This window comes from Aquabacterium sp., assembly GCF_049317225.1.
Taxonomy (GTDB): Bacteria; Pseudomonadota; Gammaproteobacteria; order Burkholderiales; family Burkholderiaceae_C; genus Aquabacterium.
In genome coordinates this window covers 34,730-52,548 of record NZ_JBMOIR010000009.1, presented here as the reverse complement: position 1 = coordinate 52,548, position 17,819 = coordinate 34,730, and the positions used below count along the sequence as shown (strand labels likewise).

At 60.0% G+C, this 17,819-nt stretch carries 14 protein-coding genes; 7 read left to right on the top strand and 7 right to left on the bottom strand.

The window, feature by feature from the left end; all coding sequences use genetic code 11:
• Positions 1-22: 22 nt before the first annotated feature.
• From ACOYNB_RS08055 to ACOYNB_RS08045, 3 genes are all read left to right on the top strand, one after another.
• Positions 23-520, top strand: coding sequence for a DUF3429 domain-containing protein (locus ACOYNB_RS08055; RefSeq protein WP_374255250.1), 498 nt, complete (start codon positions 23-25; stop codon positions 518-520).
• 25 nt (positions 521-545) lie between these two features.
• On the top strand, positions 546-2,396 hold the full coding sequence (locus ACOYNB_RS08050; protein ID WP_422838588.1) for a M61 family metallopeptidase: 1,851 nt from the start codon (positions 546-548) through the stop codon (positions 2,394-2,396).
• Positions 2,397-2,485: 89 nt separating this feature from the next.
• A complete protein-coding gene (locus ACOYNB_RS08045; protein ID WP_422838587.1) occupies positions 2,486-3,547 on the top strand; it encodes a DUF3108 domain-containing protein in 1,062 nt (353 codons plus the stop codon).
• A 4-nt stretch (positions 3,548-3,551) separates the two neighbouring features.
• Here the strand turns inward: ACOYNB_RS08045 and ACOYNB_RS08040 are convergent, their stop codons facing one another.
• From ACOYNB_RS08040 to ACOYNB_RS08015, 6 genes are all read right to left on the bottom strand, one after another.
• Entirely contained in the window at positions 3,552-4,295 is a 744-nt protein-coding gene (locus tag ACOYNB_RS08040; RefSeq protein WP_422838586.1) for a DsbC family protein, read from the bottom strand.
• 33 nt (positions 4,296-4,328) lie between these two features.
• Entirely contained in the window at positions 4,329-5,492 is a 1,164-nt protein-coding gene (locus tag ACOYNB_RS08035; RefSeq protein ID WP_422838585.1) for an FAD-dependent monooxygenase, read from the bottom strand.
• A 152-nt stretch (positions 5,493-5,644) separates the two neighbouring features.
• Positions 5,645-7,120 (bottom strand): FAD-dependent oxidoreductase, encoded by a 1,476-nt coding sequence (locus ACOYNB_RS08030; protein WP_422838584.1) that lies wholly within the window; start codon positions 7,118-7,120, stop codon positions 5,645-5,647.
• 14 nt (positions 7,121-7,134) lie between these two features.
• Positions 7,135-8,376 carry a c-type cytochrome gene (locus ACOYNB_RS08025; protein ID WP_422838583.1) on the bottom strand — a complete coding sequence of 414 codons (1,242 nt, stop codon included), beginning with the start codon at positions 8,374-8,376 and terminating at the stop codon, positions 7,135-7,137.
• Between the two features lie 27 nt (positions 8,377-8,403).
• A complete protein-coding gene (locus ACOYNB_RS08020; protein WP_422838582.1) occupies positions 8,404-9,615 on the bottom strand; it encodes a DUF5666 domain-containing protein in 1,212 nt (403 codons plus the stop codon).
• The gene (locus ACOYNB_RS08015; protein WP_422838581.1) at positions 9,612-10,469 is read right to left on the bottom strand and encodes a DUF6502 family protein; all 858 of its coding nucleotides are present in this window, start codon (positions 10,467-10,469) and stop codon (positions 9,612-9,614) included. The genes ACOYNB_RS08020 and ACOYNB_RS08015 overlap by 4 nt, the downstream gene beginning before the upstream one ends.
• Before the next feature lie 334 nt (positions 10,470-10,803).
• On the opposite strand from ACOYNB_RS08015, the gene ychF reads away from it, so the two are divergent.
• The 4 genes from ychF (at position 10,804) to ACOYNB_RS07995 (ending at position 15,127) form a co-directional block, all read left to right on the top strand.
• Complete coding sequence (gene ychF, locus ACOYNB_RS08010) at positions 10,804-11,895, top strand: redox-regulated ATPase YchF (protein ID WP_422838580.1); 1,092 nt, start codon at positions 10,804-10,806, stop codon at positions 11,893-11,895.
• A 184-nt stretch (positions 11,896-12,079) separates the two neighbouring features.
• The gene (locus ACOYNB_RS08005; RefSeq protein ID WP_422838579.1) at positions 12,080-13,636 is read left to right on the top strand and encodes a methyl-accepting chemotaxis protein; all 1,557 of its coding nucleotides are present in this window, start codon (positions 12,080-12,082) and stop codon (positions 13,634-13,636) included.
• A 68-nt stretch (positions 13,637-13,704) separates the two neighbouring features.
• Complete coding sequence (locus ACOYNB_RS08000; RefSeq protein ID WP_422838578.1) at positions 13,705-14,430, top strand: hypothetical protein; 726 nt, start codon at positions 13,705-13,707, stop codon at positions 14,428-14,430.
• A gap of 121 nt (positions 14,431-14,551) precedes the next feature.
• Positions 14,552-15,127 (top strand): chemotaxis protein CheW, encoded by a 576-nt coding sequence (locus tag ACOYNB_RS07995; protein ID WP_374255237.1) that lies wholly within the window; start codon positions 14,552-14,554, stop codon positions 15,125-15,127.
• 78 nt (positions 15,128-15,205) lie between these two features.
• On the opposite strand, the gene ACOYNB_RS07990 is transcribed toward ACOYNB_RS07995, so the two are convergent.
• The gene (locus ACOYNB_RS07990; protein ID WP_422838577.1) at positions 15,206-17,770 is read right to left on the bottom strand and encodes an ABC transporter permease; all 2,565 of its coding nucleotides are present in this window, start codon (positions 17,768-17,770) and stop codon (positions 15,206-15,208) included.
• Positions 17,771-17,819: the final 49 nt, after the last annotated feature.

Genomic DNA, 17,819 nt, shown 5'->3' with positions numbered 1-17,819 from the left:
GCCACTTCGAGCCCTGCTCCTGATGTCTACCCACACCGCCCCTCGCCTGTCCATCCACCACCACGCCGAGCCCGGTCAATTGGCGCGACGCCTGGGTTACCTTGGGCTGTTGCCCTTCATTGGTGGCGCCTTGTTCATCTGGCTGCTGGTCGGTCGGATTGATGAGACTCCATTCATCTTTGTGGTCCGGGGCCTGACTTGCTACGCCGCCATGGTGGTGTCTTTCCTGGGCGGCTTGCATTGGGGACTGGTCATGTGGCAGTCCAACACGCCAGAGCCCGAACACGTCGAATACAAGCGCGCCCTGTGGACTGGCATTGGCTACTCGCTTTTTGCGTGGCTGACGGTTCTCATGCCACCCCACGCTGGGTTGGCAGCCATGGGCTTCGTCTTGATCGCATGCTATCTGTTTGATCGCAAGCGCTATCCAGAATTGGGTGTTGCAGGGTGGCTGACTTTGCGCTTCCGCCTGACTGTGGTGGCCAGCTTGTGCTGCTTCCTGGCCGCCGCACAGATCTGATTGCTCACGACCTCGTCGCCTGCCCATGATCGACTACCGCATTGAAGTCGCCGACGCTCACGCCCATCGTTTTCTCGTCACGTTGCGCATTGCCCGTCCGCAAGTTGCGCAGCGTCTGAGTTTGCCAGTATGGATTCCTGGTAGCTACCTGGTTCGCGAGTTTGCCAGGCACTTGTCTCCGCTGCGTGCCACGCAGGGGGGGCAATCGATTGGTGTGATCCCGGTGGACAAGGCCAGTTGGCAGCTGGACACACAAGGCGCTGCGGCTGTCACGGTTCAATACGAGGTGTATGCCTTTGATACCTCTGTCCGAGCGGCCTTTCTGGACGCATCGCGGGGGTTTTTCAATGGCACCAGTGTGTTCCTCAAGGCAGAAGGATTCGAGGATCATCCACAACGCGTCAAGATCTGCGGTCTACCCAAGGGCTGGCGCGTGGCCACCGCCTTGCCTGCGCTGAAGGTCAATGCACAAGGCGTGGGCGACTACGAGGCACCAGACTATGACGCGCTGGTCGATCACCCCGTGGAGATGGGCACATTCTGGCAAGGCGAGTTCACGGTGCGCGGTGTACGCCATGAGTTTGTCGTCGCCGGAGCGACATCCGACTTTGACGGCCAAAAGCTGCTGGATGACACCCGGAAAATTTGCGAGGCCCAGATTGCTTTTTGGCATGGCGCCCGGCGAAAGCCCGACTTCAAACACTATGTGTTCATGTTGAATGTGGTCGACGATGGCTACGGGGGGCTTGAACATCGCCAAAGCACAGCACTGATTTGTGGACGCCGAGATGTGCCCCGCCTGGGACGGCCGATCAACCAAGACAGCTACACCACCCTTTTGGGCTTAATCAGTCACGAGTACTTCCACACTTGGAACGTCAAGCGTCTGAAGCCGGTCGAGTTTGTGCCATATGACTACACCCAAGAGACCCACACTCGCATGCTGTGGTTTTTTGAGGGGTTCACGTCGTACTACGACGACCAGTTCTTGCTTCGTACCCGGTTGATTGATGCCAGCACGTATCTGAAGTTGCTGGCCAAGACCATCAATCAGGTTCATAACACGCCGGGGCGCTTGCAGTACAGCGCAGCGCAAGCGAGCTTTGATGCCTGGACGCGCTACTACCGACAGGACGAGAACACCGCCAACGCCACGGTCAGCTACTACACCAAGGGTGCGCTGATTGCCTTGGCTCTGGATTTGGCTCTGAGGTTGCTACCGGAAATCGAGGGCAAGCAGCCGTCGCTGGACGGCGTCATGCAGCGCTTGTGGCAATTGGGGCGCCCCATCATCCACGCCGACGTGGCAGCGGCGCTGACCGCAGAAGCCTGCTCGGCTCCGGTGCCTGCAGCGGCACACTCAGCGGCTGGCCAAGATGCCACGGACTGGGCTCAACTGCTGCAAGAGTGGGCGGAAGGGTGCCAGGATTTGCCACTGGAAAGCCTGTTGCGAGCACACGGGGTGGACTACGCAGCCAAGTCTGCGCCACTTGCGCAGAGACTGGGCGCGCGCATCGGCGACGTATCCGGCGCGGTCAAGGTGCAAGCCGTCATGCATGGCAGCGTTGCTGAGCAAGCCGGTTTGAGTGCAGGAGACGAGTTGTTGGCACTGGATGGCTGGCGCATCAAGCGCCCAGACGATCTGACTCAATGGCACAGCAACCGGCATGCACAGCCTTTGCTGGTCAGCAGAGATCAGCGCGTGCTCACATTGACCTTGCCTGCGCTGGATGCGCAGCAACCAGCACGTGCATCAAAGGGGCGCCAGACCATCATCCAGTTGGCGACACCTCAAAGTGTCATCATTTCGTTGGCTGCGTCCTCTCAGGCAAGCAACGCGGCACTGCAGTCCCGACGGGTTTGGCTCCACGCATGATCACACGACGTCGCATGCGCTGGCTCGCTGGGTTGACTGCTTTCGTCACGCTCGCACATTTGTTGCTCACAAATGAAGTTGCCACACAGATGGACGAGCTATCGCCTGACCAACCAGGCATCAAGCGCATGGAGGCCACTTATGTGCGTGAACTGAAACTCACGCAAGCGCCTCGCGCAGCCGCGGTTGTGGCGCCTGTGACGGCAGGAGGAGTCAACCCCGTCAAGCACAAAGCCCGCAAGCCTCGTGCGGCAGAGGTTGCGGCGTCGAAAGCATCTGCACCGGACGAATCAGCCTCAGCACCGCAACTGGCAGAAGCCGCCAGCACTCCCGCGTCTGCCGCGCAGGATGTCGCACAGGCAGCATCCACACCCACGCCTGCAGCATCTGCCCCCGCTGCATTCGCCAGCGCCAGTCAGGCCAAGCCTGCCACGCCAGTGTTCGTCTGGCCCAAAGCCACCAAGGTGAACTTCAGCCTGGAAGGCTATTACCGCGGACCCATTTACGGACAGGCATCGGTCGAATGGATTCGGCAGGACAAACGCTATCAAGTCCACGTCGATGCCAGCCTGGGGCCATCCTTTGCCCCCCTTGGATCCTGGCGATTGACCAGCGAGGGAGAGATCCGCCCAGACGGGCTGTATCCACAACGCTATGAGCACGTCAACCGGCTGTTGATCAGCACCAGTGCGCCGCGCATGGTGCAGTTGCTGGATGACGAAGTCGTCATGGAAAAAGGCAAGCGGGTTCCGCGAGCCAAAGGGGTTCAGGATCCGGCCAGTCAGTTGATTCAACTGGCCTACCGTTTCATTTTGAACCCTGATTTGCTGACCACTGGCAAGACCATCGAGATTCCACTGGTGAACCTCAAACTGGCTGAAATGCTGGCTTATGACGTGGTGGGCGAAGAGATTCTGAACACCCCGATCGGTCAGATCCCGACCATCCACATCAAGCCCAGACGACCCGAATCAGCTGACGCAGGCAGCTTGCCTGCCGACATTTGGGTCGCGCCAGGCTTGCAGTATCTGCCGGTGCGCATCTTGGTTCGACTGGATGAGAAGACCTTCATGGACATGAAGCTCAAGAGCGCACCGCAGATGGCGGCAGACGATGCACCCAAAAAGGCGCCCGCCACCACCAGCCCTTGACCCATTATTTGGCAGAGGCTCGCCGCAGACGCTGCTCCAGCATGGCCGCCTTGGCTGCGGAGGGCAGCCTTGAGCCGTCCTCAAAGAAAAGCGCAGGGGTACCCGACACGCGCAGGCTCTGAGACAGGGCAAGATTACGCTGAATCGTGGCGCCACACATGCCCAATGCGCGTTGCGGCGGCACACCCTCGAGCATCCAGTCCAACCAGGCCTGAGTGCGATCCTTCGCACACCAGATGGCTTCGGCCTTGGCGCGAGAGTCGCCACCCAGAATCGGGATCATGAAGGTGTAGACCGTCACATCCTTGAGTTGCTGGATCTCGCGTTCCAGCTGCTTGCAATAACCACAGTTGGGATCGGCAAACACGACCAGTCGGCGCTTGCCAGAGCCGTTACGCCAGACCAGCGCGTCTTTGAACGGCAGGGTCGAGAAATCAACCTTGTTGATTTCGTCCAGGCGTTCTTCGGTCAGGTTGCGCTGCGAGCGCGACTCCACCATCTGACCTTCGATAAGGTACTCGCCATTGGGATCGCTATAGAAGATGCTGCTGCCAGCCTTCAGTTCGATCAAGCCATTGATGGGACTGGTGCGCGCGGACTCCAGTGGCGGCAGATGCGGCATGCGCTGCGCCAGCTTTTGTTTGAGTGCGCTGACCTGTGCAGCGCTCAGTTCGGTTTGCGCCAACGCCCCACCGGCACACATCAGGCTCAGGGTCAAAGGCAGCAAGCTGCGCAAAAAACGTGACATGAATGATCCAGAGAGATGGAGAAAGGAAACGGCTCACGCGTCGAAGGCGCGACCGACAAGCCATTGCTTGACGGGCCCTAGACGCTCAACCAGACTCATGCCCAGGTTACGCACATCCTTCAAAGGCACACGCTCGTCGGCGAACAGGTGCAGCAAACCGTCTGTCAGGCCAGACATGGCTTGTGTCGGCCACTGTCGACGGCGCACATAACGGCTGAGGATGCGCTCGTCACCTGCCTGGCGCCAGGGCTCTTTGAGTTTGGCCTCACGCAGCACTTCAACCAAGGTGTCCACGTCCGCCAAGCCCAAGTTGAGGCCCTGCCCTGCCAGCGGATGCACTTGATGTGCAGCGTCGCCCAACAAGACCCAACCAGCACCGGTCCAGCGATCGGCTTGCGCCAAAGCCAGTGGCCAAGCTGCAATGGGCGCCTCGACCGTCAACTCGCCAACCAGGTCGGCGGCAGCGGCATCAGACTGTCGAATGGCATCGTTGAGTTCGACGGCAAAGTCTTCGGGCGTCAAGGACTGCAGGTGGCGAGCCCGATCCTGTGGCACGGACCAGACCAGGCCGTAAGACGCCTCGGGGTCTGGCTGATTGAAAGGCAACAACGCCAGGATATCGGGGGAACGGAACCATTGCCGCGCCACGCCGTTGTGCGGGCGAGCGGCCTTCAGCCGCGTCGCCACACCCCAGTGGCCATATTCCTTGCGTGAAAACTCCACCCCCAGTGCAGCGCGCGTGCCAGAGTGTTTGCCTTCGCAAATGGCCAACAACGAAGCCTTCACCGGCGGCACGCCCTGCTCGGACAAGGGCAACACCACTTCCACACGCGGCGCGAAGCGCAGCGCGTCGTTCAGCAGACGCTCTAGGGCCGCTGCATCGACGATCCAGGTCAGCTCGGTCACTTTTTGCTGCCATGCGGAGAACGTCATGGCACCGCCCGCGTCCCCCTGGATGGCCATTTCATAGACTGGCGAGGCAAATGTCTTCAACGCAGGCCACACGCGCAACCGTTCCAGCAGCGCAATGGCGCGAGCGTTCAGGGCATAGGTGCGTACATCGGCTTGCTGAGGCTTGCTCGATTCAGGCGCACGAGACCAAGCCACGTGCCAGCCTTCGGCGGACAGGGCCAATGCCAAGCTCATGGCCACCGCACCGGAACCGCTGACACAGACATCAAAACCCTTGGCACTCATTCACTCAACCCACAGAAAGTCAACAGAAAGCCTGTCCGACCGAAGCCAGACAGGCAAGTGGGTAATCTAATATGAATTCCCCGATCTGGCTGAACGGGGATCAAATGAAGTGACCTTCTGTGTCCCCGGCTCACGCGCCAGGGTATCGCCAATCAAGCAAAGCTATCCCCCATCAAGGTATTGAACCAAGTGTTCATCTGATTGAAGTTCTCTGCGGACGGCGCAGAGGCCTCGGTGGGGCTGGCGCCGGAGGTCGATCCACCGTTGTTGGCAACCACCAGTTTTTGTGTGGTGCTGTCGTACTGGTAGACGGCCGTCAGCCAGGATGCCGTGCTCGCCGTGATCGGGGAGAAGCAAGCCGAGTTGGCAACCGGTGCGGGATCAGGCTGCTGACCACCCAACAAGCGAACAATGGCATCTGCGCAGATTTTGGCTTCTTGGTTGGCGACGTGACCAGCCTTGGGCAATCCGCAACTGGCCGCATCGCCCAGCACGTGAATGCCCGCTGCACCAGATGCCGTGGACTCGAAGCTCAAGACATTCACGACGCACCAGCGGTTATCTGCCGCACCGCTGCTGTCCTTGCTGTTGGTCAGACCAGTTGTGGTCAGCCAACCGCCGGCGCCACCGCCCCTCGCCCGCTGGGGAACAATGGGATTGACCACTTCTGCCTCAATGCTCTGCGACGCATTTTGCGCATCTAGATACGTCACAACCTTGGTGTTGGGGTTGATTTGAATGCTCTTGACGCCAGAACGGTAGTCGATGACGCCGCCATGGGTCACTTGGAACGCTTGCGTGAAGTTTTCAACTTCAGCCTGAATGGCGCTGTATGGATTGCCCGCAACCTTCTCGACGTTCTCGTCCAAGACGATGACCTTGGACGTACTGCCACCAGCACGGGTCTTCAAGAAATCAGCGACCAGACAAGCACGCTCATATGGCCCAGGAGGGCAGCGGTATGGCGACTTCGGGATCGTCATCACAAACACCCCGGATGACGTCATGCCCGCCAACTGCGTTGCCAGCAGCGTCGTCTGCGGCCCGGCTTGCCAAGCATGCGGCGTACGCGCGTCGTAGTCCTGCTGCGTCAGTCCGTAGGCGTCAATGAATTCGATGCCGGGCGCCAGGATCAAGCGGTCATACGGCAGGTTGCTACCGTCAGACAACGTGATCTGCTTCGCGCTTTTGTCGATCGAGACAAGCGACGCCTGTTTGAGTGTCACGCCGTATTTCGTGGTCAAGCCGTTGTAGTTGTAGCCCAGGCTGCTCACTGTGCGACGACCATTGAGCACCATGTTGCTCATGATGTTCGAGGTGTAGAGCGCGTTGGGTTCGACCAGTGTGACCTTGACCCCTGCCCCGCCCCACAGGCGCAAATACTTTGCGGCGGTGGCGCCGGCCATGCCGCCGCCCACGACCACAATGTTCGCACTCAGGCCAGTATTGGCCAACGTGAACGTGGTGTTGGCACTGTCGCCAAAATGATCTTCCACATCGAGCGCATCGTGGCTCTCTGCATCGTCATCGGCACGGCCGAGGATGGGCATCAGACCCGCACCGATTGCAGCGGTGGCAAGTGCCAGCCAACGGCGACGAGAAGTCAGATTCGTATGGGAATTGCTCATGGTGGTCTCCGGGCTTATTGCTTCAGGTACGCGATGACTGCATCCAACTGGGCACTGGTGTAGCCCTGAGCGTGTGCCGCCATGATGTTGCTTCGAGGTGCCTTGGTCAGAAACTCCTTGACCTCGGCCGCTGACGAACCACGAATGCTGTCGAAGCCACCGACGCCTCCAGTCCCATGGCATTGGAAACAGTTCGATGCCAGCAAGCGCCCGTTCGTGTTGGCAGGCTGCGTGACGGTCGTAGATGGCTTGAACAGGTTGTTCACCGTCTTGATGCCATCCCCATCGTCCGTGTGACTGGTATTGGTCAGTTTGGTGAAGGGTGCGCTGGTTGACAGCCCGTAGTCGCCATCCAGGCGCGCTGCGGCATGGGTCAGGTCGTAGTCACCACTGCTTTCCATCTGATGACGCAGCTGATCCATGGCCTTCAATACAGCCTTGGCTTGATTGCGCCCATCCACCTGACCAAGTGCCGATTGAACCGTTTCTTGCACAGCCTCTGCCAATTTGCGCCCTGCCTCGGTTTCTTTCATCTGACCGCTGGCGATCCCTGACACCAACTGCCCCACACTGACCGCACTGGTCTGAGCGCGAATCGCTACGGCAAGGGCCTTGATCACGCGCTCTTGCGCATCATGGGCGGACTCGTTGGGCTCGGCATTCGCGCTGGCCAGCATTTGTACTGCACGCTGCAATGCAACTTGCTGTGCATAAATGGCAGGTTGGTTGGCAATGGCTGCAACGGGATCCTTCAACAAGTCAGCAGCACTCAAGCCCAATGCAGAGGCCACCATGGCACGGGCCGCTGCAGCATCGGTCGCAGCCCCCTGCGCCACCAAGGCATCGACCAACGAAGTCAGTGGTGAGACCACTTGTGCAGAGGCCGCCAGATCGACCGGCGCAGAGAGGCGACCGGCAAATGCATAACCCGTATCGGAGTCGATGCCGCCGGTGACGACAATCGGTAAACCTTTCACTGAACTGGACACGCTGCTGTAGTCCAAGGTGTAGCGGCCATTTGCATCGGTTGTGGTGCTGGGTTCACCAGCATCCAAGATGCCGTTGCGATTGACATCCAGAAACACCGTTGCGCCTTGCAGGTAGCCATCCACCGCCACACCACTCAAGGAAGCCGACGCGCTGCTGCCGCCCCCTCCACCGCCGCCACAGGCAGCGAGCATCGCGCTGACCAGCCATGGCGCCGCCAGACGCCAGCGCTGCATCGCGCTCAGTTGAATCGAACCTGTGTACTTCATGGTCGCTCCTGGTTAAGGGGAAAGAAATCAATCGTTGTCGGCTTCGATTTGCGTCGCACGCCAACTGCCATCGGTGTTCAAGACGGCTTTCACTTCGATGTAAGACGGGGTCGGGTTCGTGGCCCAATTGACCCCGCCAAACTCGGTCTGGTTGTCGTAGGTAAAGCGGTAGCCCTTCAGCACGAAGGTGCGTGCAACCGTATCGAGCGCACTGAAGGTCCCGTGGAACTCGAATTCCTGGGCGTCCAACTCAGCTTCGGTCTCGACCTTCACCTTGCTGGCCACAACAACCCCATTTCGGACCGTGCCTTCGACCTCTACGGTGACACCCACTGCGACCGTCCCGTTAGAGATCACGGCCGACGAGGCATCTACCTGAACGCCATTGACGTTGAACAGCGTGGTCGACCCCGAGGTCACCACACCGTGGATCTCCGCCTCATCCTTGTCCGAGACCTGCAAGCTGGCGACCGGCTGAAACTGCGCCTCGATGCGCGTCGCGGTCCAGTTGACCGGCTGCTGCGCAGGCAGAACCACCCCAACAAGCTGCCCATTGCTCAACAGCGCCGGTTTGGTCGTGGCATCGTCGTAGTGAATGACTACAGAGCCCAGCCCGAACGTACGCGCACTGGTGTCGAGATTGCGGATGCTGCCGCTGAGTCGGTACGTGCTCGGTTGCGTCGCAGAGACTTCCACACGCGTCGCCTGCAAGCGCCCGCTGCTGGGGTCGACATAGCCATACACCTCGACAAAGTGCGCAGTTGTCACGTCTGCCAAGATGCTGACGACGCCATCGAACACGGTGGTTGACAGCACATCCACGCTTTGACCCAACACACTGAGCCCGTTGCTGCTGGTGGCATCGACAGGTCCACGCCACTCTTCGCCATAGCTGATGCGATAAGCCTTTGCAGTGGGTGTCCCGCCCACCCTGGTCGCCGGCGTCACCGCCGAGCCCTGAATGAATACCACCATCCCCACACGCAAATTGGCACTGGAGTCGCTGCGACCGTCATAGCGTGTCACGGTGGCCGCGCTGTCGTCATAGCGAATGCCATTCACGATGATGGATCCCAAGCCATTGACCGTCCCGCCGCTGAACGACCCGGTTCCTCCGCTACTGAGCCCGGCCACATTGCCGTCTCCACCACCGCAGCCAGCAAATTGCGCCACAGCGCCAACCATGGTCAGCAAAGCCGTTCGACGAGAGACGGATTGGACCGACTGGACAGGTTTCATGTTGTGCTTTCTTCGGAGACTGGAGAGGGAACGGGGAACATGGGATGCGCCCAGGAATACAGGCCGATGCGTACAGCCTGGTCTTGTGCTCGTCCGGCAGCGCGATCTGCATCCATCAAGGCTTGCAACTGCGGCCCCAGACTGGTCATGAGGTGTCGCCATTCGTTGGCAATCAGTTGCCGCGCTTCCTGAATGGCTTGACTCGACAACTCATCGGCCAGCAAGGCCTGCTCGAAATGCTCATTGCCTTGCCCCAGCACATTCGTGACCGCAGCCTGCAAGTGATCTCCAACGTTGCGCCCGAGGTGACCCACCATCTCCGGCCAATTGCCACGGGGAACGAAGGTGTCCTCCAGCAAAGACACGGTGTCAGTGGCGGCATCGTGCGTCACCAACTTCAGTCGGATCATTTCCTCCAGCAAGGTGCGTGGATGCACATCCTGCGTCACTTGGCGGGCCAAGGCGTCAAAACTGGGTTCTGCGCCCTGCCTGGGCAACCGGATCGGTCGCAAATGACCATTGGTGTAGGCAGGTTGACTGGCCCACTGCGTCAACAAGTCGGTTGCGGCTGAACGAGTTGCGGGCAACTGCGCCTTTTCCAGCGACTCGATTCGAGCCACCTCGCGGCGCGTCAAGCCGGTCATGGTGCTGATGCGACTGGTCAGGCGATCCGACCGCCCTGCCCCACATGCGTGACGTGCAGCTTTCACGTACGACTGTCTCAGCAACTCCTCTGCTGACTGAACGGAAACCCCCTTGGCCAAACACAACGCCGCCAGGGGTTCCAGCAAATGCGACAAGGCACCAAGCAAGGCCTGCTGCTCTGAACGCAAGGAGTTGGAAGATGTGTCCACGACTGATCACTTGAGATTTAACACCCCCAATCATAAATGTGCATTTCACACATTTATGATTGGTTGACAAAGGAAATCGGAATATCAGGACAGCGCCTCACGAAGGATTCGACGGTTGGCCGCCGCCGTTCTCAATAGAAGTGCCCTGCGGGTCATTACAATTGCCACCTATTCACCGGAACAGAACTGGCACAAAACTCTCTGCGACAGGGTCGCAAAGCGACTTTGAGCCGTTGTTTTGTCTGCCCGGCCCCGACACACCAGATCAGGCACTTCGGCCACGCCCGCCTTGGGCGAAATGGCAACGTAAGTGATTGATTCACAAGGAATTTCCATGAGCCTCAAGTGCGGCATCGTGGGTTTGCCCAACGTTGGCAAATCCACCCTCTTCAACGCGTTGACCAAGGCTGGCATCGCCGCTGAAAACTACCCCTTCTGCACCATCGAGCCCAACGTGGGCGTGGTCGAGGTGCCGGATCCCCGCCTGAATCAGCTGGCTGAAATCGTCAAGCCTGAGCGCATCCTGCCGGCCATCGTTGAGTTCGTGGACATCGCCGGCCTGGTGGCTGGCGCATCGAAGGGTGAAGGCTTGGGCAACCAGTTTCTGGCCCACATCCGCGAGACCGACGCCATCGTCAACGTGGTGCGTTGCTTTGAAGATGCCAACGTGATCCACGTGGCGGGCAAGGTTGACCCGATCGCCGACATCGAAGTCATTCAGACCGAGTTGTGCCTGGCCGACTTGTCGAGCGTGGAAAAGGCCCTGATTCGCAGCCAGAAGACGGCCCGTGCCGGCGACAAGGAATCGCAAGCGCTGTGCAAGATCCTGGAGAAGTGCAAGGATGCCCTGGACCAGGTGAAGCCTGTGCGCACGATTGACTTCAGCAAAGAAGAGCGCGCCCTGCTGAAGCCCCTGTGCCTGATCACAGCCAAGCCCGCCATGTTCGTGGGCAACGTGGACGAGAGCGGCTTTGAGAACAACCCGCTGCTGGACCGCCTGAAGGACTACGCCGCAGGTCAGAACGCACCGGTGGTGGCCATTTGTGCCAAAACCGAGGCCGAGTTGTCGGAAATGGACGATGAAGACCGCGCCATGTTCCTGGCCGAGATGGGCCAAGACGAACCCGGCCTGAACCGTCTGATCCGTGCGGGCTTCAAGCTGCTGGGTCTGCAGACCTATTTCACCGCAGGTGTGAAGGAAGTGCGCGCCTGGACCGTGCCCGTGGGTGCCACTGCACCGCAGGCTGCCGGCGTGATCCACACCGACTTTGAACGCGGCTTCATCCGCGCCCAAACCATTGCCTTTGACGACTTCATTCAGTTCAAAGGCGAAGCCGGCGCAAAGGACGCAGGCAAGATGCGGGCAGAAGGCAAGGAATACATCGTCAAAGACGGTGACGTGCTGAACTTCCTGTTCAACGTCTGATCGCACGATCACCCCATGAAAACCGGTCACGCCGCAGCGTTGACCGGTTTTTTTTCGCCTTGGAAAACAAAAATCCTCAAGCTGGGACAAACCTAGCCGAAACCACCGTTGTCCAACGGTGTTACGCAATGCCTTTTATGTCATGCATTACGCCTCGGTCCGAACAACTTCGAGTTTGTCGCCCATGAACATGTTCTCCTTGATGCGTGCGTTCACAATCCGGTTTCGGATGTACAGCGCCATTGCAGTCGTTCTATCACTGCTGCTGCTTGTGGGGGGAGTTGGCCTGTACGGGCTGATTCACAACCAGAACACCAATGATGCGTACCGACTCGGGCACTTCGCCGAAACCGGCGACTTGTCCCGCATGAGAGAGGCCCTGGGACACATGCGCAAGCATGAGAAGAATGCGCTGTTGTTTGCTGGCAATGGCTCGGCCGTTCAATCTGAGGCCAACGGTTGGCGCGATGCGCTGGATCAGTTCCAGAAGACAGCAAAGCAGATGCTGGACGGCGAAGAAGACGAAGACAACGTCATTGTTCGCAAGGTCTTGTCCCAGATGGGTGAGTACCAGCGCGCCATGGAAGCGGCGTTTCCGGAGCTGGCCTCTGGCGCCTTGTCCAGTCAGGACGCACTGACACGCCTGGCACCGCAGATGAAGGTGGCTGACGCTTTCGATGCCAGCATGGAGGCCATCGACAAGGTCATGGGCGAGGAACAAAGCTCTGCTGCAGATGAGCAGCAAGGCAACGTCCGCAACACCATCTACATGTTCCTGGCGGCTGTGGTGATCTCGATTCTGATCGTGGCACCCCTGACCATTATGAACATGATCTGTATCTGCCGCCCGATTGACGAGGCACAGCAGATGGCCGATGCCATCGCGTCCGGCAACTTGCGTAACGAGGCCTTCCTGGGCGGATCTGACGAGCCGGCCGTGCTGCTGCGCGCGCTGATGCGCATGCAAGAGGCCCTGCGAACCATCGTCACCGACGTTCGCATCTCGGCTGACTCCATCTCTACCGCCTCCAACGAAATTGCCAGCGGCAACATGGATTTGTCGGCTCGCACGGAGAACACGGCCTCGAGTCTGCAAGAAACCGCCAGTTCGATGGATCAGCTCACCGGCACCGTGCAACACAGCGCAGAATCGGCCCTGCAGGCCAACAGCCTGGCTCAAACAGCCGCGAACGCCGCTCATCGTGGCAACAGCATCGTGACTGAAGTGGTCACCAACATGAGCGAGATCGACAGCACCAGCAAGCGCATCAACGACATCATTGGTGTGATTGACGGCATCGCCTTCCAGACCAACATCCTGGCCCTGAATGCCGCGGTGGAAGCTGCGCGGGCCGGCGAGCAAGGCCGTGGCTTTGCGGTGGTGGCCGGTGAGGTTCGCAGCCTGGCGCAACGCAGCGCCACGGCAGCGCGTGAAATCAAGCAACTGATTCTGGCGTCCAGCGAAAAGGTCGAGTCAGGCACGCGTCTGGTTCATGACGCTGGCGCCGCGATGCAGGAAATCATTGCCAGCGTGCAGCGTGTGTCTGACACCATCAGCGAAGTCACCACGGCGTCGACCGAGCAAAGCTCGGGCATCAGCCAAGTGAACAACGCTGTGGCCAATCTGGATCAGATGACGCAGCAAAACGCTGCTTTGGTGGAAGAATCTGCCGCTGCGGCAGCCAGCCTGAAGGACCAAGCCCTGAAGCTGACACAGGCGATGTCGGTTTTCCACACCTGAAGCTGCCGGCATCCCCGCCAACACGGGCTGAAGCCATCGAGAATTAAAACAAACGACCGAGGAACGTCATGCAGAACCACCCCTGCCAACCCGATGTGGGTGCCGTCATCACGCGCCTGCGCTGGGCAGTGTGTGTGGCCGCGTTGTTTCAGGTTAGTGCGGTGCATGCAGGCCGCCCCTTGAATACGGACGATGCGAGCGCCAACAAGCAGGCCGTTTGCCACGTTGAAGCCTGGGTGGACAAGTACGCTGGCGCGTCCAGCACCCACGTTGCCCCAACCTGCGGCGTCGTGGACGATTTGGAAGTGGCCGCAGAGTTTGTCTCCAATCGACCTTCGTCCGACATTCCGCAAGGCCGTGCACTGGGTTTCAAGTGGGCACCCGAATGGGCCACCTGGCAGGACTGGCGCTTTGGCATCAAGGGCGGAATGGGTTGGGAGAAAGCCAGCGGAGACGACTGGCGCCATGTGTCCGAAGCCTATTCGCTACTGGCCACACGTCAGTTGAACGACGAATGGACCTTGCACATCAACGTTGGGCGCGGTCACGACAAGCTGAAAAAGCACCACGACACCCCGTACGGTGTGGCACTGGCCTGGACGCCCGACGACCACTGGATGGTCTTTGGCGAAGTCACCGGGCTGAACCACACTTCCGCTTCGCAGTTCGCGGGTGTGCGCTACTGGATCCTGCCCGAGCAATTGGGTCTGGACCTGACCACAGGTCGAACCAACGCGACACCGCAAAGCAAGACCTGGGGCATCGGCTTGGGTTGGTACGGTATCCGGTTCTGATTGACGAGAACAAATTCACATTCCAATCTTCAGTTTTCCGCAGAAAGACCGATATCCCAAGCGGGAACAATCTCCACGGTGAGCGCCCCGATTGGCGCTTGACGACTCAAAGAGGATCAGCATGGACGCCCTGCAACCAGCAGCCCCCCAAACACAGACCGCCTCGTCGCAGCCTTCCGGTCTGGCCATGCGCAATGCTCCCAACCGTCAGGTGCGTCATGTACCGGCCGGTCGCGAGTACCTGACCTTCCGCCTGGGTAGCGAGGAATATGGCATCGACATCCTGAAAGTTCAGGAGATCCGCTCTTACGAGCCCCCCACAAAGATTGCCAACGCACCGGCCTACCTGAAAGGCGTGGTCAACCTGCGCGGCGTGATCGTCCCCATCGTGGACTTGCGCGTGAAGTTCAACTGCGTCAACGAAGAGGGCCAAACCGATTTCAACAGCTTCACCGTCGTGATCGTGCTGAATGTTCGAGGCCGCGTCGTGGGTGCGGTGGTGGACTCGGTGAGCGACGTGATGCAGTTGTCCGAGCAAATGATTCAGCCAGCCCCGGAGATGAGCCACTCGGTGATCGATACCAGCTACATCACGGGCATCGCCAACGTGAGCGACCGACTGCTGATCCTGATGGACATCGAATCGTTGATGAGCAGCTCGGAAATGGGCCTGATCAATGCGCTGACGCCGACCTGATTGGTTTTGTCGCCTTGCGCCACAAGGCGCACTAAAGAAAGCCGGCCCGCGAGCCGGCTTTTTCACGTCTGGCTGTGGCTAGTCCACCTGACGCAAGGTGGTGGTCACGGGCCGCTGCAAAACGCCTCGTAAGCTCCACCAGCCCGCCAGCCACGACAGCAAGGCGCCAATGAGTGCCCCGGCCAACGGCCACCACAAGGGGGCATGCCACTCAAATTCAAACACACGCGTGGCCAACACCCACCCAATGCTCAACGCCGCAGACGCTGCCAGCGCACCGGCCAGAGCCCCCGTCAACAGCAACTCCACACGCTGCACGCGCGCTAGCATGGATTGCGTCGCACCCAGCGCGCGCAGAATGGCCCAATCACGCCCACGGCGCTCTCTGGAACTCATCAGCCCGGCCATCAGGACCATGAGACCCGCCACCAAGGTGAACACGAACAAGAACTCCACGGCGGCAATGACCTGCTCCAGCACGTCCTGAATCTGCCTCAGGGTGGCCGACACATCCACCACCGAGACATTCGGGAACTGCTGAACCAGCGTGCGATCCAGCTTCTGCCCGGGCGGCATCCGAAAGGCTGTGATGTAGGTGGCGGGCCACTGCGGCATGTCGGCCACGGGCGCCATCACAAAGAAATTGACGCGCATAGATGACCAGTCCACCTTGCGCAAGGTGGTGATGCGCCCTTCGTAGCTGACACCCGCCATGTCGAAGAGCAGGCGATCCCCCCGTTGCAGGCCCAGTGCGCTCGCCAAGCCTTGCTCGACACTGAACGCATTGGCTTCATTGGGCACCCATTGGCCTGCCACGACGGGGTTATGGACCGGGGGCTGTGCGGCGTAGCTCATGTTGAATTCACGCTCGACCAGCCGTTGCGCTCGCTCTTCAGGATAGTCCTTGGCCTTCACGGGCTTGCCGTTGACGGCAACCAGGCGAGCGCGAACCATGGGATACCAGTCGTACTGCGCCACACCGGCTTGCTTCAATGCACGCTGAAACGGCTCGACCTGATCGGGCAAGATGTTGATGACAAAACGATCTGGCGCATCTGCAGGGGTGGCCGCGCGCCAACTGTCAACCAGATCGGTCCGAATCAAGACCAGCAGCATCAGCGCCAACAGCCCGACACCCAAGGCGCAGACCTGCACCACGGTTTGCCCTGGCTGTGCCGTGAGCTGCCGACTGGCCAAGGCCAACCAGGTGGGCACACGTGCCCCCATGCGCTGGATGAGCGCTCGCAACGCCAGCACCATCAACATGGCCAACACGGCAAACAGGGCCACGGCGGCCACAAATCCTCCCAAGGCGACGCCACCGAGCTTGATATCACGGGCCACCGCCATCAACAGGCCCACCAGCGCCACGCCACCCAGGGCCGCGACACCCCCGGACAAAGGCCGTAGGCCCCCCAGATCACGTCGCAACACGCGCAGAGGCGGCACCTTAGCCAACTGCAAAACCGGGGGCAGACCGAAGCCCAAAGTCAACAGCACCCCAACGCCCATGCCCAAGCCCACAGGCTGCCAACCGGCAGGGGGCAACGACACGCCCACCAACTCGGCCAGCATCGACACAAAAACCAAATGGAAGCCCCACCCCACCAGCAAGCCCAAAGCGCTGGCCCCAACCCCAACCATCAAGAACTCCAGGAAGTAGGTTCGAGCCATCACGGTTTGAGAGACCCCCATCACGCGCAACAGGGCACAGTCATCCAGCCGCCGCTGGGCAAAGTCCCGCGACACCATGGCGACGGCCACGGCTGACATCAATGCCGCCAGCAAGGCCACCAAGCGGAGAAACAGTGCGGCACGGTCCAAAGTGGTCCGCATCTCGGGACGACCTTGCTCCAAGGTTTCGACCCTGACACCACGAACCGATTCGGCCAGCGATTCGCTGACTTTGGCGAATCGGTCCACACGCATCCGCTCGTCCTTCTGTTGCCCGGCTGCAGCATAAAGACGGTAGGTCACCCGACTGGCTGGTTGAATCAACTGGGTCGAAGCCAAGTCAGACTGTCGAATCATGACCCGGGGGGCAAACGACGTGAAGCCCGCGCCACGGTCAGGCTCGGTGGCAATCACCGCCGCCACCTTGAACGATGCATCCCCCAGCCAGATGGCATCCCCCACACGCAAGTCCAGCGCCACCAACAAACCGGCATCCACCCAGACTTGTCCCGCAGACGGTCCGCCCTGTGGCGCATCATGGACCTGAGTGAGCCGCCCGTGCGCGTCCAGCACGCCTATCCGCAGTCGCCCCTTTAGCGGGTAATCCTCGCTGACGGCCTTGACACTGACCAGCTTGGACTCTCCACCGCGCTCATCGGGCGACCGCGCCATGCTCTGAAAGATCGCCGCCTTCGCCGTCTTCAACTGCGATGCAGCAGCGGCCCGTTCAAAAGAATCAGGCAGGGGTTGGTCGCCCACGACCACCACATCGCCACCGAGCAGTTGTGCTGCATCACGATGCAAGCCTTGCTCAATGCGATCTGCAAAAAATGCCACCGCTGACAGCGCTGCGACGGCCAACATGACCGCGAGCAGCATCAGGCGCAGGCTGCCGCCCCGCAGGTCCCGTACCGTTTGCGTCCAGGCCCACCGCCAAGCGGAGAACCGGGTTGTGTGAATTTCTGGCATGCCTCTTGTATGCAAAACGTCTGCAATTGCGCGATGATGTCAGCTTTCG